Annotated in this window: 20 protein-coding genes; 16 read left to right on the top strand and 4 right to left on the bottom strand. The window is 71.6% G+C overall.

Annotated elements, in window-relative coordinates:
* The first annotated feature begins 179 nt into the window (after positions 1 to 179).
* The 3 genes from ACZ5TL_RS34215 (at position 180) to glmS (ending at position 3986) form a co-directional block, all read left to right on the top strand.
* A complete protein-coding gene (locus ACZ5TL_RS34215) occupies positions 180 to 1193 on the top strand; it encodes an ATP-binding cassette domain-containing protein (RefSeq protein WP_468594701.1) in 1014 nt (337 codons plus the stop codon).
* On the top strand, positions 1190 to 1999 hold the full coding sequence (locus ACZ5TL_RS34210) for an ABC transporter permease (RefSeq protein WP_468594700.1): 810 nt from the start codon (positions 1190 to 1192) through the stop codon (positions 1997 to 1999). The genes ACZ5TL_RS34215 and ACZ5TL_RS34210 overlap by 4 nt, the downstream gene beginning before the upstream one ends.
* Before the next feature lie 139 nt (positions 2000 to 2138).
* Positions 2139 to 3986, top strand: coding sequence for a glutamine--fructose-6-phosphate transaminase (isomerizing) (glmS, locus tag ACZ5TL_RS34205; RefSeq protein WP_468594699.1), 1848 nt, complete (start codon positions 2139 to 2141; stop codon positions 3984 to 3986).
* Here glmS and ACZ5TL_RS34200 read toward each other — a convergent pair.
* Positions 3947 to 4168: a DUF397 domain-containing protein gene (locus ACZ5TL_RS34200; RefSeq protein WP_468594698.1), complete on the bottom strand. Its 222-nt coding sequence runs from the start codon at positions 4166 to 4168 to the stop codon at positions 3947 to 3949. The genes glmS and ACZ5TL_RS34200 overlap by 40 nt on opposite strands.
* 8 nt (positions 4169 to 4176) lie before the next feature.
* Entirely contained in the window at positions 4177 to 5028 is an 852-nt protein-coding gene (locus ACZ5TL_RS34195) for a helix-turn-helix domain-containing protein (RefSeq protein WP_468594697.1), read from the bottom strand.
* Positions 5029 to 5253: 225 nt separating this feature from the next.
* Here ACZ5TL_RS34195 and ACZ5TL_RS34190 point away from each other — a divergent pair, with 225 nt between their 5' ends.
* From ACZ5TL_RS34190 to ACZ5TL_RS34175, 4 genes are all read left to right on the top strand, one after another.
* Complete coding sequence (locus tag ACZ5TL_RS34190; protein ID WP_468594696.1) at positions 5254 to 5673, top strand: ATP-binding protein; 420 nt, start codon at positions 5254 to 5256, stop codon at positions 5671 to 5673.
* An 80-nt stretch (positions 5674 to 5753) separates the two neighbouring features.
* Positions 5754 to 6719, top strand: coding sequence for an RpnC/YadD family protein (locus ACZ5TL_RS34185; RefSeq protein WP_468594695.1), 966 nt, complete (start codon positions 5754 to 5756; stop codon positions 6717 to 6719).
* A gap of 3 nt (positions 6720 to 6722) precedes the next feature.
* The gene (locus tag ACZ5TL_RS34180) at positions 6723 to 7181 is read left to right on the top strand and encodes a hypothetical protein (RefSeq protein WP_468594694.1); all 459 of its coding nucleotides are present in this window, start codon (positions 6723 to 6725) and stop codon (positions 7179 to 7181) included.
* Between the two features lie 10 nt (positions 7182 to 7191).
* A complete protein-coding gene (locus ACZ5TL_RS34175) occupies positions 7192 to 7563 on the top strand; it encodes a holo-ACP synthase (RefSeq protein ID WP_468594693.1) in 372 nt (123 codons plus the stop codon).
* A 399-nt stretch (positions 7564 to 7962) separates the two neighbouring features.
* On the opposite strand, the gene ACZ5TL_RS34170 is transcribed toward ACZ5TL_RS34175, so the two are convergent.
* Complete coding sequence (locus tag ACZ5TL_RS34170) at positions 7963 to 9117, bottom strand: hypothetical protein (protein WP_468594692.1); 1155 nt, start codon at positions 9115 to 9117, stop codon at positions 7963 to 7965.
* Positions 9118 to 9278: 161 nt separating this feature from the next.
* On the opposite strand from ACZ5TL_RS34170, the gene ACZ5TL_RS34165 reads away from it, so the two are divergent.
* From ACZ5TL_RS34165 to ACZ5TL_RS34145, 5 genes are all read left to right on the top strand, one after another.
* On the top strand, positions 9279 to 10727 hold the full coding sequence (locus ACZ5TL_RS34165; RefSeq protein ID WP_468594691.1) for an NAD(P)H-hydrate dehydratase: 1449 nt from the start codon (positions 9279 to 9281) through the stop codon (positions 10725 to 10727).
* Between the two features lie 227 nt (positions 10728 to 10954).
* On the top strand, positions 10955 to 12124 hold the full coding sequence (gene alr / locus ACZ5TL_RS34160; protein ID WP_468594690.1) for an alanine racemase: 1170 nt from the start codon (positions 10955 to 10957) through the stop codon (positions 12122 to 12124).
* Positions 12125 to 12249: 125 nt separating this feature from the next.
* Positions 12250 to 13506: an alpha/beta fold hydrolase gene (locus tag ACZ5TL_RS34155; RefSeq protein WP_468594689.1), complete on the top strand. Its 1257-nt coding sequence runs from the start codon at positions 12250 to 12252 to the stop codon at positions 13504 to 13506.
* A complete protein-coding gene (gene tsaE, locus ACZ5TL_RS34150; RefSeq protein WP_468594688.1) occupies positions 13475 to 13993 on the top strand; it encodes a tRNA (adenosine(37)-N6)-threonylcarbamoyltransferase complex ATPase subunit type 1 TsaE in 519 nt (172 codons plus the stop codon). Before ACZ5TL_RS34155 ends, tsaE begins: the two co-directional genes overlap by 32 nt.
* 145 nt (positions 13994 to 14138) lie before the next feature.
* Positions 14139 to 14306, top strand: a complete 168-nt coding sequence (locus ACZ5TL_RS34145; RefSeq protein WP_468594687.1) for a hypothetical protein — start codon at positions 14139 to 14141, stop codon at positions 14304 to 14306.
* A gap of 38 nt (positions 14307 to 14344) precedes the next feature.
* Here the strand turns inward: ACZ5TL_RS34145 and ACZ5TL_RS34140 are convergent, their stop codons facing one another.
* Entirely contained in the window at positions 14345 to 14905 is a 561-nt protein-coding gene (locus tag ACZ5TL_RS34140; protein WP_468594686.1) for a hypothetical protein, read from the bottom strand.
* A 112-nt stretch (positions 14906 to 15017) separates the two neighbouring features.
* On the opposite strand from ACZ5TL_RS34140, the gene tsaB reads away from it, so the two are divergent.
* The 4 genes from tsaB to ACZ5TL_RS34120 are packed head-to-tail and all read left to right on the top strand — an operon-like array spanning position 15018 to position 17530.
* On the top strand, positions 15018 to 15671 hold the full coding sequence (gene tsaB, locus ACZ5TL_RS34135) for a tRNA (adenosine(37)-N6)-threonylcarbamoyltransferase complex dimerization subunit type 1 TsaB (protein WP_468594685.1): 654 nt from the start codon (positions 15018 to 15020) through the stop codon (positions 15669 to 15671).
* The gene (rimI, locus tag ACZ5TL_RS34130) at positions 15668 to 16174 is read left to right on the top strand and encodes a ribosomal protein S18-alanine N-acetyltransferase (protein WP_468594684.1); all 507 of its coding nucleotides are present in this window, start codon (positions 15668 to 15670) and stop codon (positions 16172 to 16174) included. The genes tsaB and rimI overlap by 4 nt, the downstream gene beginning before the upstream one ends.
* Positions 16167 to 17276, top strand: a complete 1110-nt coding sequence (gene tsaD / locus ACZ5TL_RS34125) for a tRNA (adenosine(37)-N6)-threonylcarbamoyltransferase complex transferase subunit TsaD (protein ID WP_468594683.1) — start codon at positions 16167 to 16169, stop codon at positions 17274 to 17276. The genes rimI and tsaD overlap by 8 nt, the downstream gene beginning before the upstream one ends.
* The gene (locus ACZ5TL_RS34120; protein ID WP_468594682.1) at positions 17273 to 17530 is read left to right on the top strand and encodes a hypothetical protein; all 258 of its coding nucleotides are present in this window, start codon (positions 17273 to 17275) and stop codon (positions 17528 to 17530) included. Before tsaD ends, ACZ5TL_RS34120 begins: the two co-directional genes overlap by 4 nt.
* The last annotated feature ends 108 nt before the right edge of the window (positions 17531 to 17638 follow it).

The raw sequence follows: 17638 nt of genomic DNA, 5'->3' as shown, positions 1-17638 counted from the left end.
CATTGTGACGGGCGTACGAACGGACGGTGAGGTGGGATCCGTCACGCGCGCCCTGCACGCCGCTCCGCTGCCGCCCCATTGGGGAGAAGTCCGGCCAAGGGGAGGAATGTCAGTGGCGTGCGTCACAGTTGTGGGGAGGGTGGGCCCAAGCCGGGGTCCACGAACCCCAGGGGTGCCCCATGACGTATGCGATAGAGGCGGAAGGCCTGGTCAAACGGTTCAGGGATACCGAGGCGCTGGCGGGTGTCGACCTGGCGGCCCGTAAGGGCACGGTGCTCGGGCTGCTGGGCCCCAACGGCGCGGGCAAGACGACGGCGGTGCGGATCTTCGCGACGCTGCTCCGGCCCGACGGAGGCAGGGCCCGGGTGGCGGGCCACGACGTGGTCCGGGAGGCGGGGGTCGTCCGCTCCCTCGTCGGGCTCACCGGGCAGTATGCGGCGGTCGACGAGAACCTGACCGGCACCGAGAACCTGCTGCTCATCGGCCGGCTGCTGGGCCTGCCGAGGCGGGAGGCCAAGGCGCGGGCGGGTGAGCTGCTGGAGCGCTTCCAGCTGACCCACGCCGCCGGGCGGGCCGTCAAGACGTTCTCCGGCGGCATGCGGCGGCGCCTGGACCTCGCGGCCAGCCTCGTCGGACGGCCCAGCATCCTCTTCCTCGACGAGCCGACCACCGGTCTGGACCCGCGCAGCCGTGGTGAGCTGTGGGACCTGCTGCGCGGCCTGGTCGCGGACGGGGCGACCGCCCTGCTGACCACGCAGTACCTGAACGAGGCCGATGTGCTCGCCGATGACATCGTGGTGATCGACAAGGGCCGGGTGATCGCCGAGGGCCCGCCCGACCGGCTGAAGGCGCAGGTCGGTGGGCAGGTGCTGGAGCTGCGGCCGATCCTCGCACAGGACCTCGTACGGGCGCACGCGCTGGTGGCGGGGGCCGCCGGGCCCGAGGCGCGGATCGAGGGCGAGACGGTCACCGCGCCGGTGAAGGATCCCGAGCTGATGCCGGCCGTCGTGCGCGCGCTCGACCGGGAGGGGATAGCGGTGGGGGAGCTGGCCTTGCGCCGCTCCTCGCTCGACGAGGTGTTCCTCGCCCTGACCGGCCACCGCGCCGAACCGGGCGGACCCGAGGAAGGCGAGGGCGGTGCCGCGGCCGTCCGGGACGACGGCGAGCTGGAGGAGGCGGTGAGCCGCTCATGACCGCCACCACCCTCACGGCACCGGTCACCTCGTCGGGCAGGGTGCCGGCCCTGGCCGGGGTGCGGCAGACCTTCACCATGGCCTGGCGGAGCCTGGTCGCCGTCAAGCACAACCCGCTCGAACTGGTCGACTACAGCATCACGCCGATCATGTTCGTGTTCCTGTTCACCTACGTGCTGGGCGGGCAGATGGCCGGCTCGCCCGAGGCGTATCTGAAGTACGCGCTGCCCGGGATCATCGTGCAGAACACCCTGTTCATGACGATGTACACGGCGATGGCGCTCAACACCGACCTCACCAAGGGCGTCTTCGACCGGCTGCGCAGCCTGCCCATCGCCCGCTCGGCGCCGCTCATCGGGCGGATCACCGCGGACCTCGCCAAGCACGTGTGGGCGATGCTGCTGATGATCGGCCTCGGACTCGCCCTCGGCTTCCGCGTCACCGGCGGCTTCGGCGGGTTCCTGCTCGGGCTGCTGCTGGTGGTGGTGTTCGCCGCGGCCGTCTCCTGGAGCGCGGTGCTGATCGGGATGCTGGCCGGCGACGCGGAGAAGGTGCAGGCGTTCGCCTTCAGCCTGATCTTCCCGATCACCTTCACCAGCAGCGCGTTCGTCATCGTCGACACCATGCCCGGCTGGCTCCAGGCGTGGAGCGACGTCAACCCGGTCACGCACCTGTCCGACGCGTTCCGAGGGCTGCTGCTCGGCGGGCCGGTGACGGAGCCGGTGCTGTGGTCGCTGGTGTGGGCGGCGGGGATCGCGGTCGTGTTCTATCCGCTGGCCATGCGGGCTTATCGGGCGAAGGTGTGAGGGCGGAGGGCCCGGCACCGCGGGCTCGGCCGCTCGTGCACGGCCCTTCGTGTGCAGCCCTTCGTGCCCCGGTGGGAATTTCCGATTTCGGGCACGCTGAGGCCGGTTCGGCGCGGAAATCGACCCTAAGCTGCCGCACATGTGTGGAATCGTGGGATACGTGGGGCCGCAGTCGGCGCTCGATGTCGTGATGGCCGGGCTGCAGCGGCTGGAGTACCGGGGCTACGACTCGGCGGGCATCGCCGTCCTGGCCGACGGCGGGCTGGCGGCCGCCAAGAAGGCCGGCAAACTCCTCAACCTGGAGAAGGAACTGGACGGCAGACCGCTGCCGACGGGCACGACGGGCATCGGCCACACCCGGTGGGCCACACACGGCGGCCCGACCGACACCAACGCCCACCCGCACATCGACAACGCGGGACGGGTCGCGGTCGTCCACAACGGCATCATCGAGAACTTCGCCCTGCTGCGGTCCGAGCTGGAGGAGCGCGGCCACGAGCTGACCTCCGAGACCGACACCGAGGTCGTGGCGCACCTGCTGGCCGAGGAGTTCTCGTCCTGCGCGGATCTCGCCGAGGCGATGCGGCTGGTGTGCCGGCGGCTGGAGGGCGCGTTCACGCTGGTCGCGGCGCACGCCGACGAACCGGACGTGGTGGTGGGCGCCCGGCGGAACTCGCCGCTGGTGGTGGGCGTCGGAGAAGGGGAGGCATTCCTCGCCTCGGACGTCGCCGCGTTCATCGCCCACACGCGGTCCGCGGTCGAGCTGGGGCAGGACCAGGTGGTGGAGCTGCGCCGGGACGGCGTGACGGTGACGGGCTTCGACGGCCGCCCGGCCGACGTCCGTTCGTACCACGTCGACTGGGACGCGTCGGCCGCGGAGAAGGGCGGCTACGACTACTTCATGCTCAAGGAGATCGCCGAGCAGCCCAAGGCGGTCGCCGACACGCTGCTGGGCCGTATCGACGGCTCCGGTTCGCTGACCCTGGACGAGGTGCGGATCTCCCCACGGGTGCTGCGGGAGATCAACAAGGTCGTCATCGTCGCGTGCGGTACGGCCTTCCACGCCGGGATGATCGCCAAGTACGCCATCGAGCACTGGACGCGGATCCCCTGCGAGGTGGAGCTGGCCAGCGAGTTCCGCTACCGGGACCCGATCCTGGACGCGCAGACCCTGGTCATCGCCATCTCCCAGTCCGGCGAGACCATGGACACGCTGATGGCGCTCCGCCATGCCCGTGAGCAGGGCTCCAGAGTCCTGGCGATCTGCAACACCAACGGCTCGACGATCCCGCGCGAGTCGGACGCGGTGCTGTACACGCACGCCGGGCCGGAGGTGGCCGTCGCCTCCACCAAGGCGTTCCTGACGCAGCTCGTCGCGTGCTATCTGGTCGCGCTGTATCTGGGCCAGGTGCGGGGCACCAAGTGGGGCGACGAGATCCGGGCGGTGATCCGCGACCTGTCCTCGATCGCCGGTGCGGTGGAGCAGGTGCTGGGGACGATGGAGCCGGTGCGGCAACTGGCGCGCACGCTCGCCTCGAAGAACACGGTGCTGTTCCTCGGCCGGCATGTGGGGTATCCGGTGGCGCTGGAGGGCGCGTTGAAGCTCAAGGAGCTGGCGTACATGCACGCCGAGGGGTTCGCGGCGGGGGAGTTGAAGCACGGGCCGATCGCGCTGATCGAGGAGGACCTGCCCGTGGTCGTGGTCGTGCCGTCGCCGCGCGGGCGGTCGGTGCTGTACGACAAGATCGTGTCCAACATCCAGGAGATCCGGGCGCGGGGGGCGCGGACGATCGTGATCGCGGAGGAGGGGGACGAGGCGGTGGTGCCGTACGCCGACCATCTGATCCGGATTCCCGTCACACCGACTCTGCTGCAGCCGCTCGTCGCGACGGTGCCGCTCCAGGTGTTCGCTTGCGAGCTGGCGACGGCCCGGGGGAACGAGGTGGATCAGCCCCGGAACCTGGCGAAGTCGGTGACGGTGGAGTAGCCGCCCTTCAGCGCGTCGACGAAGGCGGTGAAGGCTCCGGCCGGGACGGTGAGGGTTGCTCTGGCCGGGGCTTTTGAGTCACGGATGGATATGTGGGTGGGGGCGGTTGCGATCTCGACGCAGGAGTTGCCGTCGCCGGCGCCGGAGTGCGAGGACTTACGCCAGTTTCCGGGGGAGTCCATGGGTTGCCTCACAGATCTTCGGCCAGTTTGTGGATGAAGTCGCGCGACCGCTCGGGGTCGAATGACACCGCCTCTACTCTACGGAAAAGTGCGCGAAGGACGCCGAGTTGAGCCTCGGAATCGACGAACGTGGCCGAGTGAGGTGCATCGCTCACAGCCGTGTCCAGCCTGGATACGGAACCGCCCGCCAGCATCATCGCGGTCCAGGAGCCCCCGAGGCCGTCCAGGTCGAAGGGGATGACTCGCAGGGTGACATTGTCTGCTTCGCCAACCTCCACCAGGTGGACCAACTGAGCCCGTGAGGTGGCACGGTCGCCGACCCGGATGCGCAGCGCCGCCTCATGGAGGACTGCTCGGTACGAGGTGGAGGCAGGGGCTTCGATGACCACCTTGCGTTGCATCCGGTGCCGGACACGCAGCTCAAGCTCGTCTTCGGGTAGGACAGGAATCCTGTCGGAGAAGATGGCGCGGGCGTACTCCTCCGTCTGGAGCGGACCGGGGATGTGCAGGAACTGGACTTCTCGCAGGGACGTGGCGTGATGCTCCAGTTCGGCGAGGTCGAGGAACGGTGTGGGTAGCAGGCCCCGATACTCCTCCCACCAGCCCTGTGTCCTATCGGTTGCCATGGCGACGAGTGCTTCGATGAGCGCCTCGTCTGTGCACATGTAGTGGGCCGCGAGGCGACGCAGCCGTTGCTCGCTCACACCCGCGAGGCCGGATTCGATGTGGCTCATCTGTACCCGGCCCGTTCCGAGCAGGGCTGCCGCCTCCCGAGCGGTGAGTCCCGCCGCCTCGCGGAGTCTGCGCAACTCGGCTCCCAGGCGCACCTGACGTGCCGTTGGTTCGCGCCGCAGGACCATCGATTGCTCCTCCGTTCGGCACGCCTGTCGGCGCGACTCTTTCGGGGTCAGATTACGCGATCGACTTGCTCGGTATGACAGGTTAGCCCTACCGTCAGTGATGTGGCGAACACGCTGCGGAAACGTCGGGAGTTCGGAAGTGCACCGCCCCGTCCTGTCATGACGGCTGCGGCAATGACACCGCCCGATGACCTCAACCTCACACCGTCGAACGGGAGTTCACGCATGCCCGAATGCGAGTCCAGCGAGCCCTGGGAGTACACCCTGTACATCCCGAACGACCTGCGTGCCGTCACGGTCAGTCGCCGTACTCTCCGTCTGATCCTCACCATGCACGGGCTGGTCGGGCTCGTCGACACCGCCGAACTGCTCGCGACCGAGCTGGTCTCCAACGCCGTACGCCACACCAAGGGGCCTGCCGCCCTGCGAGTGCGCTGGTCCGCCGGGGTGTTGCGGGTCGGTGCGTGGGATGCCGACCCGGAGCCGCCCGAGCCGCCAAGGCCGTTCGAGCGGGATGCCGAGCTGGAGGAGGGGCGGGGGCTCGCGCTGGTCCGGGCCTGTTCAGATCTGTGGGGCTGGCAGCCGCTGACGAGGGACGGCAATCGCGGCAAGTACGTGTGGTGCGAGCTGACCTCGGCGGCATGAACGTTTTCTCGACCCTCGAAAGAGTGAACCCATCCCCTTTGCCCAGGCAAACCGCCTCTTGGTCTCTCTAGGTTGCACACATGGTCACATCAGCTCACGAGGGCATGCACCGCATCTTCCAGGAGCGGCCCGAGATCCTGGCTCCCGTGTTCGGGGTATTGGGTGTCCCGTTCTCCGCGAAGGCGACCGTGGACGCTGTCACGACCGACGTGACGGAGGCCCGGCCGTTGGAGCGGCGTGTGGACACCGTGCTGCGAGTCGGCCCGTCCGATGGCGAGGACTTCCTGCTCGCCATCGAGTCGCAGTCGGGCAAGGTCGCCGGCAAGGAGCGGAGCTGGGCGTATTACGTCGCCTTTCTCCAGGCGAAGTACGGCCTGCCCGTCCTGCTTCTCGTGGTCTGCCAGGACAGAGTCACAGCCAAGTGGGCGGCCGGTCCCTTCGACTGCGGCACGCGGGGCTGGACGGCACAGCGAACCCACCCACTGGTCGTCGGGCCGGAGAACCTGCCGGTGATCACCGACGCCCGGACCGCGGCGAAGAACCTCGCGCTGGCCGTACTCTCCGCCCTGGCGCACGCCCGCAGTGCCGACTCCGACGCCATACTGAAGGCGCTGACAACCGCCCTACATGAGACGCGCAAAACGGACCCTGAAACCGCCGACTACTTCTACGACTTCCTGGAAATCAGCCTGGGCAACAGCCCAGCCGGAAAGAAACTGAAGGAAATCATGTCATTCGTCAACTACTTCCCCGGCCGGGGGACGGTCCGTGAGACGGCCTACCTCGAAGGCAAGGCAGAAGGCAAGGCAGAAGGCAAGGCAGAAGGCAAGGCAGAAGGCAAGGCCGAGGGGGAGGCCAAGGGCATCCTGTACGTACTGGAGGTGCGCGGTATCCCCGTACCGGACTCCGTGCGCGAGCGCATCACGACCTGCACGGACCTGGAGCATCTCGACGCGTGGCTGGAGCGTTCCCGCACCGTCGCGCGCGCGGAGGACCTGTTCGTCGAGGACCCGGAGGTCCCGGGGGCCGGATCCGGACGGGTCTGAGCGTTGGCCGACGAGCAGGACAGTCAGCAGCAGGACAGTCAGCCGGACGGGCCCTCAGAGCTGCTCGACCTGTACAGGTTCACGGCTGTGTGCCTTGCGCTGGGCATCCCCCCGTACAAGGTGGCCGGGGATTTCCGGTTCGGGCTGGAGGGGCTCAGACAGCGCGGAGTCGTCCCCTTGGAGGACCTGGCCCTCGTGCACGCACGCGCGGCGGGCGAGGACGAACACCCCGAGCGGTGGGCGGCGGGTTTCACCGCCGGGTACCACTCGGCCTGGGCCGCAGCGGTCCTGCGTGTCCTGGAGACGCGCGGTGTCGAGTTCTCGAAGCACCTCCACCGCGGTCTTCACCTGTGCTCCGACGCGGACAGGCTCACTCGCTTTCTCGACCGTGCCGTCACCGCGACTCACGAAGCCGACGTGGTCGCCGGGGAGCCGGGTCCGCGGGCGCCGGACGGCCCGTAGGGTGCTGCGCATGAGCATCATCGGGGTCGGGATCGATGTCGCCGAGATCGAGCGGTTCGCGGCGTCGCTGGAGCGGACGCCCGCGCTGGCCGAGCGGCTGTTCGTGGAGCGGGAGTTGCTGCTGCCCAGTGGGGAGCGCCGGGGTGTCGCCTCCCTCGCTGCCCGGTTCGCCGCCAAGGAGGCCCTGGCCAAGGCGCTCGGGGCTCCGCCCGGGCTGCTGTGGACCGATGCCGAGGTGTGTGTCGAGGACAGTGGGCAGCCCTGGCTGCGGGTGACCGGGACCGTGGCCACGCGGGCCGCCGAGCTCGGGGTGCGGTCCTGGCATCTGTCGCTGAGTCATGACGCGGGTGTCGCCTCGGCTGTTGTGATCGCGGAGGGGTGACCCGGGGGCCGGGGAACCACGCCATGAACCACAGGAGCGTGGCCGTGTGGATGAAGCCCACGGCGCCGAGGGTCGTGTCCGTCGGCGCTGTGCACATGCGGTCCGCGTGAGGCCTGCCTCGTCGGTCCGGCGGAGGCGCGCCCAGGAGGCAGTGCCTCAGACGGTAGGCGCCGTCCTCAGCGACGTCGCGCGCATCGGACGCGAGGCCAGGAAGGCGCTGAGCTGCCCGGCGGTGAAGCCACCGCCGGGAGCCAAGTGTCCGCACGGTCCCAGCGACACGCCGCGTGCACGGCGTGTCGCTGGGACTCTCGCACCACTCGTCGACTGTCCGCCTGCCCGCCGTCCGCCGCATTCACCCACAGCATCGGGTGAGGGCGCGGGCTTCGAGGGGCGTGGGTGTCAGCAGATGGACTGGCTGCTGTTCACGCGCGTGATGTTGCGGAACGTCGTGTTCTCGCCGCACGGGCTCTCCCTGATGGCCGAGTTGGTGACCGTCAGGTTCTGGATGGTGATGTCCTTGTTGTTCGGGAACTCCGAGCGGGCGGCCAGGCGCAGTTCTCCGCCGCCCGTGATCGTGCCGCTCTGGGCCGCGAGGCTGACGTTGTAGCAGTTCTCGATCAGGACCGAGTTGTTGCCCGTGTTGGAGAGCGTCACCTTGTTGATGACGGCCCCGCCGCTCTCCGACACGCAGAACACACCGCGTCCGCCGCCGCGCGCGACGACCTCGCCGACCCGGATGTTGGTCGGGTAGCCGCTGCCGACCCGGCCGTTGCGGTTGGCCATGCGGAAGGCCGCGTAGCCGGTGCCCGTGCCCGCGTTCTCCGCGTCGACCCTGGTGACGTTGGCGTTGATGGTCTGGTTGAGGAGGAGGCCCGATTCGCCGACGTTGCGGGCCGTCACCGTGCCGATGGTGAGGCCGTCGACGCCGTACGTCTCGACCGCGTGGCTGGACGCACCGGAGACGTAGACGTTGTCGATGCGGACATTGCGCGTCCACTGGCTGGTGTTGCCGCGGTTGTCGATGCGGACGCCCAGGCCGCGGGAGAGGCGCATGTCGATCTGGCCGAGCACGACGTTCTGGACGTTGCGCAGGAAGATGCCGTAGAGCGGGGTGCCGGTGAGCTTGAGGTTCTGGACCTCGACGTCACGGGTGCCGCGCGAGTAGACCGGCGCCTGGTCGCCCGAGCCGCTGCCGGTGACGTTGATGGTGCCGCAGACGTCGAGGACGGTGTAGCTCGGCAGCGAGATGCGTGAGCCCGCCGAGATCGAGCCCGAGCCGCGGACCACGACCCGTTCCTTCGACGTGCGGCCCGACGTGAGGCTGTTGACGGCCGCCTGGACCGCGGCGCGCATGTCGGTGCCGGTGTAGACCGTGCTGCCGCCGCGCCGGGCGGTCCAGCTGCTGCCGCTCTGCACGGCCTCGGCCCGGAAGGAGCCGTCTCCGCAGGCCAGCGCACGCGTGGGGGTGGCCGTGGCGGGGGCGGACAGGGTGCCGGCGGCGGTCAGGAGGACGGTGGCACCGGCGGCGGCGAGTAATGCGGCTCTGCGTCCCATGGGGGGCCTCGGTTTCGTCGAACGTGGGGGGGTGTGCAAGCGCTTTCTGCGCGGCCGGGAGTCTTGCAAAGGGACGGCAGAGCGTCAATGGACGCGACACGGAAAGGAGTCGCCCCGGACGCACGGGAGTGACCGGGCGGTCGTACGGGAAACTCGACCGCATGCGTACTGCGTACAGCGTGGAGACGGTCAGGACCGCCGAACGGGAGCTGATGGCGCGGCTGCCGGAGGGGGCGCTGATGCAACGCGCCGCCGCCGGGCTCGCCGCGGCCTGCGCCGATCTGCTGGGGCGGGTGTACGGGAGCAGGGTCGTGCTGCTGGTCGGCAGCGGCGACAACGGAGGTGACGCGCTGTTCGCCGGGGCCCGGCTGGCCCGGCGCGGGGCCGGGGTCACGGCGGTGCTGCTCGCGCCGGAGCGGGCGCACGCGGCGGGGCTCGCGGCGTTGCGGCGGGCCGGGGGACGGGCCGTGGGGGTCGGTGAGGCCGTCGGGGCGGGTGGGGCCGAGGCGTTGGTCGAGAGGGCCGATCTCGTCGTCGACGGCATCGTCGGGATCGGCGGGAAAGGCGGGTTGCGGCCGGAGGCGGTGCCGTTGGCCGCTGCCGCCGAGCGGTCCCGGGGGGCCGTGGTCGCGGTCGATCTGCCCAGTGGCGTGGACGCCGGCACCGGGGAGGTGCGGGGCGTCGCCGTCCGGGCCGATCTGACCGTGACGTTCGGGACGCACAAGCCGGGGCTGCTGATCGACCCGGCGCGGGAGTACGCGGGGTCGGTGCGGCTGGTCGGCATCGGGCTGGAGCTGCCGGTCGAGCCGGAGCTGGAGGCGCTGCAGCACGCGGACGTGGCGGAGCTGCTGCCGGTGCCGCGGGCCGAGAGCGACAAGTACCGGCGGGGGGTCGTCGGGATCGCCGCCGGGTCGGCGCGGTATCCGGGGGCCGCCGTGCTGGCCGTCTCGGGGGCGCTGCGGGGCGGGGCCGGGGCCGTGCGGTACGTCGGGCCGGCCGGACACGCGGTCATCGCGCGGTTCCCCGAGACGCTGGTGTCGGATCAGGGGCCGAAGCACGCCGGGCGGGTGCAGGCGTGGGTGGTCGGACCGGGGGCCGGGGACGACGCGGCGACGGTGGGGCAGGTGCTGGCGGCGGATGTGCCGGTGCTGGTCGACGCGGACGGGTTGCGGCTGGCGGACGCGGACGTCGTGCGGGCGCGCCGGGCACCGACGCTGCTGACGCCCCATGCGGGAGAGGCGGCGGCGCTGCTGGGTGTGGAGCGGGGCGAGGTGGAGGAGGGCCGGCTGGCCGCGGCGCGGGAGCTGGCCCGGCGGTATGCGGCGACCGTGTTGCTGAAAGGGTCCACGACACTGGTGGCCGACTCGGGCGGTGGGGCGGTGCGGGTGAACGCGACCGGGACCGGGTGGCTGGCCACGGCGGGGAGCGGGGACGTGCTGTCGGGGCTCGCCGGGTCGTTGCTGGCGGCGGGGCTTTCCGCGGTGGACGCGGGGAGTGCGGGGGCGTATGTGCACGGGCTGGCCGGGAGGCTGGCGGCGGACGGGGCGCCGGCGGGGGCGCACGATGTGGCCGCGGCCATTCCGGAGGCCTGGCGGAATGTTCTGGGGTGAGCTGGGGCCCGGAAGTCGTCTGTTCCGCCGTACAGCCGGGGCTGATGCCTCCGGGTGACCCGTGCCGCGCGGCGCGCCTTGTCCGCTCCGGCCCGGCGTTTGTCTGATCCGCATGACTCGCAGACGTACCGCAGGCCGTGTCCTCGCCCTCCTGCCGGCCGCTGTCACCAGTGCCGGCGGGGCCGCTGCCCCGGAGGGTGCCGGGGCCCTCTGAGACACTGGGCGCGATGAGCGAGAGAACAGCCCCGCGGACCGCGCCCCTGCGGGCCCGCGCCGAGATCGACCTGGCCGCCCTGCGGGCCAATGTGCGGGCCCTGCGTGCCCACGCCCCGGGCGCGGCCGTGATGGCCGTGGTGAAGTCCGAGGCGTACGGCCACGGGGCTGTGCCGTGCGCCCGCGCCGCCGTCGCCGCGGGGGCGTCCTGGCTGGGCACGGCCACGCCCGAGGAGGCCCTCGCCCTGCGTGCCGCCGGGCTGCCGGGCCGCATCATGTGCTGGCTGTGGACGCCCGGCGGGCCCTGGCGGGAGGCGATCGAGGCCGGCCTCGACGTGTCCGTCAGCGGGATGTGGGCGCTGGAGGAGGTCATCGCGGCGGCCCGCGGCACCGACCGGCCCGCTCGCGTGCAGCTCAAGGCCGACACCGGCCTCGGGCGCAACGGCTGCCCGCCCGGTCAGGACTGGACCGCGCTCGTCCGGCAGGCGCTGCGGGCCGAGGCCGAGGGGCTGCTGCGCGTCACCGGACTGTGGTCGCACTTCGCCTGTGCCGACGAACCCGGGCACCCCTCCGTCGCCGCCCAGCTCAGCGTGTTCCGGGACATGGTCGCGTACGCCGAGGGGCAGGGCGTCCGGCCCGAGGTCCGGCACATCGCCAACTCGCCGGCCACGCTCACCCTCCCCGAGAGCCACTTCGACCTGGTCCGCACCGGCATCGCCACCTACGGCATCTCGCCCAGCCCCGAGCTCGGTACCCCGGCCGACTTCGGACTGCGCCCGGTGATGACGCTGTCCGCCTCGCTGGCCCTGGTCAAGCACGTCCCGGGCGGGCACGGCGTCAGCTACGGCCACCGGTACGTGACACCCGGCGCGACCACCCTGGGCCTCGTGCCGCTGGGCTACGCGGACGGCATCCCGCGGCACGCCTCCTCGGCCGGGCCGGTCCTGGTCGAGGGCAAGTGGCGCACGATCGCCGGGCGGGTCGCCATGGACCAGTTCGTGGTGGATCTGGGCGGTGACGCGCCCGAGCCGGGAGCCGAGGCGGTCCTCTTCGGGCCCGGGGACCGCGGGGAGCCCACCGCCGAGGACTGGGCCCAGGCGGCCGGAACCATCGCCTACGAGATCGTGACCCGGATCGGAACGCGCGTTCCACGCGTCTATGTGAATGAGGAACAGGACGGGTAACTCGCACAGGAGACCGGTCACGCGAGGAACGACAGGCACTCCGGCACCACCAGCATCATCCGAGTCATCGAATCATCCGATTCAGCGAGTCACCCGGTCAGCAGCCCGGCGAAGAGGAGCGGTACGTGAGCGAGAGCAGCGCGGAGGTCGTCGCGGACGTCGCCTCCGCGGCCGTCGCGGCCTCCGCCGCGGGGGCGGCGGGAGGCTGGCGCCGGGCGACCGGTATCGCCGGCGTGGCGATAGGCGTGGTGGCCACGGGCGCGGCCGCCGGTGTCGCCCTGGAGCGGATGACGGTCGGCCGGGGTATGCGCCAGAAGGCCCGGCTCGCCCTGGACTCGGCGGGGCCCTACGGTTCGCTGCGCGGCATGCCCGGCAAGGCGTTCGCAGACGACGGCACGGAGCTGTACTACGAGGTCGACGACCTCGACCCGGAGCCCGCACCGGCCACCGGCTCGCGCCGCCGTAGGCTCTTCGGCCGCAAGGCACCCGCGCCCGTCACCGTCGTCTTCAGTCACGGCTACTGCCTCAGCCAGGACTCCTGGCACTTCCAGCGGGCGGCCCTGCGGGGCGTCGTACGGACCGTGCACTGGGACCAGCGCAGCCACGGCCGGTCCGGGCGGGGCGTGGCGCAGGTACGGGACGACGAGCCGGTCACCATCGAGCAGCTGGGCCGTGACCTGAAGGCCGTCATCGACGCGACCGTCCCCGAGGGGCCGATCGTGCTGGTCGGGCACTCCATGGGCGGCATGACGGTGATGGCACTGGCCGACCAGTACCCGGAGCTGATCCGCGAGCGGGTGGTCGGGGTCGCCTTCGTCGGGACGTCGTCGGGGCGGCTCGGCGAGGTCAACTACGGCCTTCCGGTCGCCGGGGTCAACGCGGTGCGGCGGGTGCTGCCCGGGGTGCTGAAGTTGCTGGGGCAGCGGGCGGAGCTGGTGGAGAAGGGGCGCCGGGCGACCGCGGACCTGTTCGCCGGGGTCATCAAGCGGTACTCGTTCGCGTCCCGGGACGTCGACCCCGCCATCGCCCGGTTCGCCGAGCGGATGATCGAGAGCACGCCGATCGACGTGGTCGCCGAGTACTACCCGGCGTTCAACGACCACGACAAGACCGAGGCGCTCCCCTGCTTCGCGGACCTGCCGGTGCTCGTGCTGGCGGGCGTGCAGGACCTGGTCACGCCGAGTGAGCACAGCGAGGCCATCGCCGATGTGCTGCCGGACGCCGAGATGGTGCTGGTACCGGACGCGGGGCACCTGGTGATGCTGGAACACCCGGAAGTGGTCACCGACCGCCTCGCCGACCTGCTCACCCGCACGGGTGCCGTGCCCGCAGGAGCTACCGTGAAGGGCTATGGAAGCACCAGCACCGCACAGCCCGGCTGAGCCCGGTTCCGTCCAGATCGTCGTCACGTCCCCCGAGCAGATGCGGGAGCTGGGCCGCCGGCTCGCGAAACTGCTGCGCGCGGGTGACCTGGTGATGCTGAGCGGGGAGCTCGGGGCGGGCAAGACGACGCTGACCCGTGGGCTGGGCGAGGGGCTCGGCGTGCGCGGGGCCGTCACCTCGCCGACGTTCGTGATCGCCCGCGTGCATCCCTCGCTGGGCGACGGGCCGCCGCTGGTCCATGTCGACGCCTACCGGCTCTCCGGCGGGCTGGACGAGATGGAGGACCTCGACCTCGACGTCTCGCTGCCGGAGTCCGTGGTCGTCGTCGAGTGGGGCGAGGGCAAGGTCGAGGAGCTGACCGAGGACCGGCTCCAGGTCGCGATCCACCGGGCCGTGGGCGACACGACCGACGAGGTCCGGCAGATGACGATCACCGGTGTGGGGGAGCGCTGGGCGTCGGCCGACCTGAGCGTGCTGGCGGCGTAGGTCCCGTCTTGCGGTCTTTTGATGAACGTTCCGACAAGACGTCGGCAAGATGTTGCGTTCGGCGTCTTGTGCGTGGTCACATGGTATCCAGTCCGTAGTTAGGTGTGCCTAACTACGTCCGCCCCCGGCCTTTCAGGAGGCGTCCATGTCGGCTACAGAGAGCAAGGGGCGGCCGCTGCCGTTCGCGGTCGCCGGGCTGTCCATGCGCGACCTGCTGTCGGCGGGCGAGGCGGCGGCGCTGATCTCCACACCGCCGCGCGCCCCCGAGCCGGACTTCCCGGAGCCGGTGACGGACCACCGCGAGGCCGCCTAGGGCCTGCTCTGCTCGGGGCCCGCCCTGCTCAGAGCCCGCTAGCGGACGACCACGACCTTGCGGCCGATCGTCGCGAAGGTCCACATCGCCTCGCCGTCCGCGCGGGACTCCCGGATGCCGCCCGTGCGGAGCTTCGGGTCGGGCGCGGGGGCCGCCGAGCCGGCCACGGCCGCGCTGAAGCCGACCACCACGCCGTCCACGCTGGTGAAGCGAACGACGTGCTCGACGGGGATGCCGTCGGAACCGGTGACCGCGTTCGAGCGGGACGTCACCGCGTAACTGCCCGGGGCGGGGTCCACCGCACTGGGGTCGACCTCGAACGTCCGGGCGACCTTGCCGTTCCGGCCGACCAGCCACACCCGGTCACCGCGCAGCGAGTACACGACCCGGGCGCCCTCGCCGGACCCGCTCGGCAGCGCCGTGGGGTCCCTCTTGACCTGCGGCGCCTTCGACGTACCGGCCGCCGGTGCGGCGCCCGGCGGCGCCGTCCTGCCCTGGCCGGCCGGGACGGTCTGTGCCGCCTGGTGGGCGAGGTAGCCGACCGTCGCGAGGGCCGCGGCGGTGAGCCCGGCCACGATTCCCGAGCTGCTGACTGCCACGGCATCCACCTCACGTCGTACGTCCCTGTCGTGACGGAAGGTGACGGTAGCAGCAGGTGACGGCCCGGCAGGTGCGTCCGACACGGGCTCCGGGGAGCCGTAGGCTGTTTGCGTGCTCTTGCTCGCTCTGGATACCGCCACACCCGCCGTCACCGTCGCGCTGCACGACGGGCGCGACGTCGTCGCCTCGTCGAGTCAGGTGGACGCGCGGCGGCACGGGGAACTGCTGCTGCCGGCGATCGACCGGGTGCTCGCCGAGGCCGGTCTGCGGCTCGACGCCGTCACCGGGATCGTCGCCGGGACCGGCCCGGGCCCGTACACCGGGCTGCGCGTCGGTCTGATGACCGCGGACACCTTCGGGCTCGCGCTCGGCGTCCCCGTGCACGGCGTGTGCACGCTGGACGGCCTCGCGTACTCCGCCGACCTCGATGGCCCGTTCGTGGTGGCGACCGACGCCCGCCGCAAGGAGGTGTACTGGGCGCGCTACGCCGACTCCCGCACTCGCGTCACCGGCCCGGCCGTCGACCGGCCCGCCGACATCGCCGAGCAGGTGAAGGGGCTGCCCGCGGTCGGCGCGGGCGCGCTGCTGTACCCGGACACCTTCCCCCAGGCGCACGAGCCGGAGCATGTCTCCGCCGCCGCCCTCGCCCGGCTGGCCGCGGAGAAGCTCGCGGCGGGCGAGGAACTCCCCGCGCCCCGGCCGCTGTACCTGCGCCGCCCCGACGCCCAGGTCCCCAAGAACTACAAGGTGGTCACCCCCAAGTGACCGAACCCGTGACGTGTGCGCTGCGCGAGATGCGCTGGTGGGACATCGACCCCGTGCTGGAGCTGGAGCGGAACCTGTTCCCCGAGGACGCCTGGTCCCGGGGCATGTTCTGGTCCGAACTGGCCCACGCGCGCGGGCCGGAGGCCAACCGGAGGTACGTGGTCGCCGAGTCCGGCTCCCGCATCGTCGGGTACGCCGGTCTCGTCGCCTCCGGTGAGCAGGCGGACGTGCAGACCATCGCCGTCGCCCGCGAGCTGTGGGGCACCGGTCTCGGCGGGCGCCTGCTCGCCGAACTGCTGAGTGCGGCCACGGCCTTCGAGTGCGCCGAGGTGATGCTGGAGTGCCGTGTGGACAACGTCCGCGCGCAGAAGCTGTACGAGCGGTTCGGCTTCGAGCCCATCGGTGTCCGGCGCGGCTACTACCAGCCGGGGAACGTGGACGCCCTGGTGATGCGCCTGACCACCCCCGAGAAATCCGTACAAGGAACCGAGATCAATGGCTGACGAACCCCTCGTTCTGGGAATCGAGACCTCCTGCGACGAGACCGGCGTCGGCATCGTGCGCGGCACGACCCTGCTGGCCGACGCCATCGCCTCGAGCGTCGACGAGCACGCCCGCTTCGGCGGCGTCGTCCCGGAGGTCGCGAGCCGGGCCCACCTGGAGGCGATGGTCCCCACCATCGACCGCGCGCTGAAGGAGGCGGGCGTCAGCGCCCGCGACCTCGACGGCATCGCCGTCACCGCGGGTCCCGGTCTCGCCGGTGCCCTGCTGGTCGGCGTCTCCGCGGCGAAGGCGTACGCGTACGCCCTCGGCAAGCCCCTCTACGGCGTGAACCACCTCGCCTCGCACATCTGCGTCGACCAGCTGGAGCACGGCGCGCTGCCCGAGCCGACGATGGCGCTGCTGGTCTCCGGCGGCCACTCCTCGCTGCTGCTGTCCTCGGACATCACCTCCGACGTCCGCCCGATGGGCGCGACCATCGACGACGCGGCCGGCGAGGCCTTCGACAAGATCGCCCGGGTACTGAACCTCGGCTTCCCGGGCGGCCCGGTCATCGACCGGTACGCGAGGGAGGGCGATCCGGACGCGATCGCGTTCCCGCGGGGCCTGACCGGCCCGCGCGACCCGGCCTACGACTTCTCCTTCTCGGGGCTGAAGACGGCCGTGGCGCGCTGGATCGAGGCGAAGCGGGCGGCGGGGGAGGAGGTCCCGGTGCGGGACGTGGCGGCCTCCTTCCAGGAGGCGGTCGTGGACGTGCTGACCCGCAAGGCCGTCCGGGCCTGCAAGGACGAGGGCGTCGACCACCTGATGATCGGCGGCGGCGTGGCCGCCAACTCCCGGCTGCGCGTCCTGGCCCAGGAGCGCTGCGAGGCGGCCGGGATCCGGCTGCGGGTGCCGCGGCCCAAGCTGTGCACGGACAACGGCGCGATGGTCGCCGCGCTCGGCGCCGAGATGGTCGCCCGGAACCGTGCCGCGTCGAGCTGGGACCTGTCGGCGGACTCGTCCCTGCCGGTCACCGAGCCGCACGTCCCGGGCCACGACCACGACCACGACCAGGACCACGACCGTGTGCACGAGGTCAGCAAGGAGAACCTCTACTCGTGACGGTCGCCCTGATGTGGGAGGCGCGGGCCGTGCCCGGGCGGGGCGCGGACCTGCTCGCCTGGGCCCGTGGCCAGGAGCTGCCGCGTGAGCCGCTGCGCCGCGAGACCCTGCGCGCTCCCCAGGACCGCGTCCTCGTCATCACCTGGTGGGACGCACCCTACGACGCCGAGCTGCCGGAACTTCCCGAGCCGGACGGGGAGTTGGTCACGCGGGCCGTGCACCGGTGGCGGTTCGAGTCGATGGGCGCCGGCTGACCGAGAGCTCCCACGGCCTGCTCTCGACGTGGCCCCGCCATGGCAGCAGGCCGTGCCCTCCCTCCCCGCGGGCGGCGCCGCGACCTGGGCCCCGCCCCTCGTATCCCC

It is taken from the genome of Streptomyces sp. NPDC033136, from assembly GCF_055578235.1.
The sequence above is the reverse complement of the archived record's forward strand: the minus strand, read 5'-3'. Positions and strand labels throughout refer to the sequence as shown.

Excerpts from the sequence above, each read along its gene's own strand:
- ACZ5TL_RS34200 (WP_468594698.1), bottom strand. The coding sequence starts at position 4,168 with ATGGACTCCCCCGGAAACTGGCGTAAGTCCTCGCACTCCGGCGCCGGC.
- ACZ5TL_RS34195 (WP_468594697.1), bottom strand. The coding sequence starts at position 5,028 with ATGGTCCTGCGGCGCGAACCAACGGCACGTCAGGTGCGCCTGGGAGCC.
- ACZ5TL_RS34215 (WP_468594701.1), top strand. The coding sequence starts at position 180 with ATGACGTATGCGATAGAGGCGGAAGGCCTGGTCAAACGGTTCAGGGAT.
- ACZ5TL_RS34185 (WP_468594695.1), top strand. The coding sequence starts at position 5,754 with ATGGTCACATCAGCTCACGAGGGCATGCACCGCATCTTCCAGGAGCGG.
- tsaE (WP_468594688.1), top strand. The coding sequence starts at position 13,475 with ATGGAAGCACCAGCACCGCACAGCCCGGCTGAGCCCGGTTCCGTCCAG.
- ACZ5TL_RS34210 (WP_468594700.1), top strand. The coding sequence starts at position 1,190 with ATGACCGCCACCACCCTCACGGCACCGGTCACCTCGTCGGGCAGGGTG.
- ACZ5TL_RS34190 (WP_468594696.1), top strand. The coding sequence starts at position 5,254 with ATGCCCGAATGCGAGTCCAGCGAGCCCTGGGAGTACACCCTGTACATC.
- ACZ5TL_RS34145 (WP_468594687.1), top strand. The coding sequence starts at position 14,139 with ATGTCGGCTACAGAGAGCAAGGGGCGGCCGCTGCCGTTCGCGGTCGCC.
- ACZ5TL_RS34175 (WP_468594693.1), top strand. The coding sequence starts at position 7,192 with ATGAGCATCATCGGGGTCGGGATCGATGTCGCCGAGATCGAGCGGTTC.
- alr (WP_468594690.1), top strand. The coding sequence starts at position 10,955 with ATGAGCGAGAGAACAGCCCCGCGGACCGCGCCCCTGCGGGCCCGCGCC.
- ACZ5TL_RS34165 (WP_468594691.1), top strand. The coding sequence starts at position 9,279 with ATGCGTACTGCGTACAGCGTGGAGACGGTCAGGACCGCCGAACGGGAG.
- ACZ5TL_RS34170 (WP_468594692.1), bottom strand. The coding sequence starts at position 9,117 with ATGGGACGCAGAGCCGCATTACTCGCCGCCGCCGGTGCCACCGTCCTC.
- tsaD (WP_468594683.1), top strand. The coding sequence starts at position 16,167 with ATGGCTGACGAACCCCTCGTTCTGGGAATCGAGACCTCCTGCGACGAG.
- glmS (WP_468594699.1), top strand. The coding sequence starts at position 2,139 with ATGTGTGGAATCGTGGGATACGTGGGGCCGCAGTCGGCGCTCGATGTC.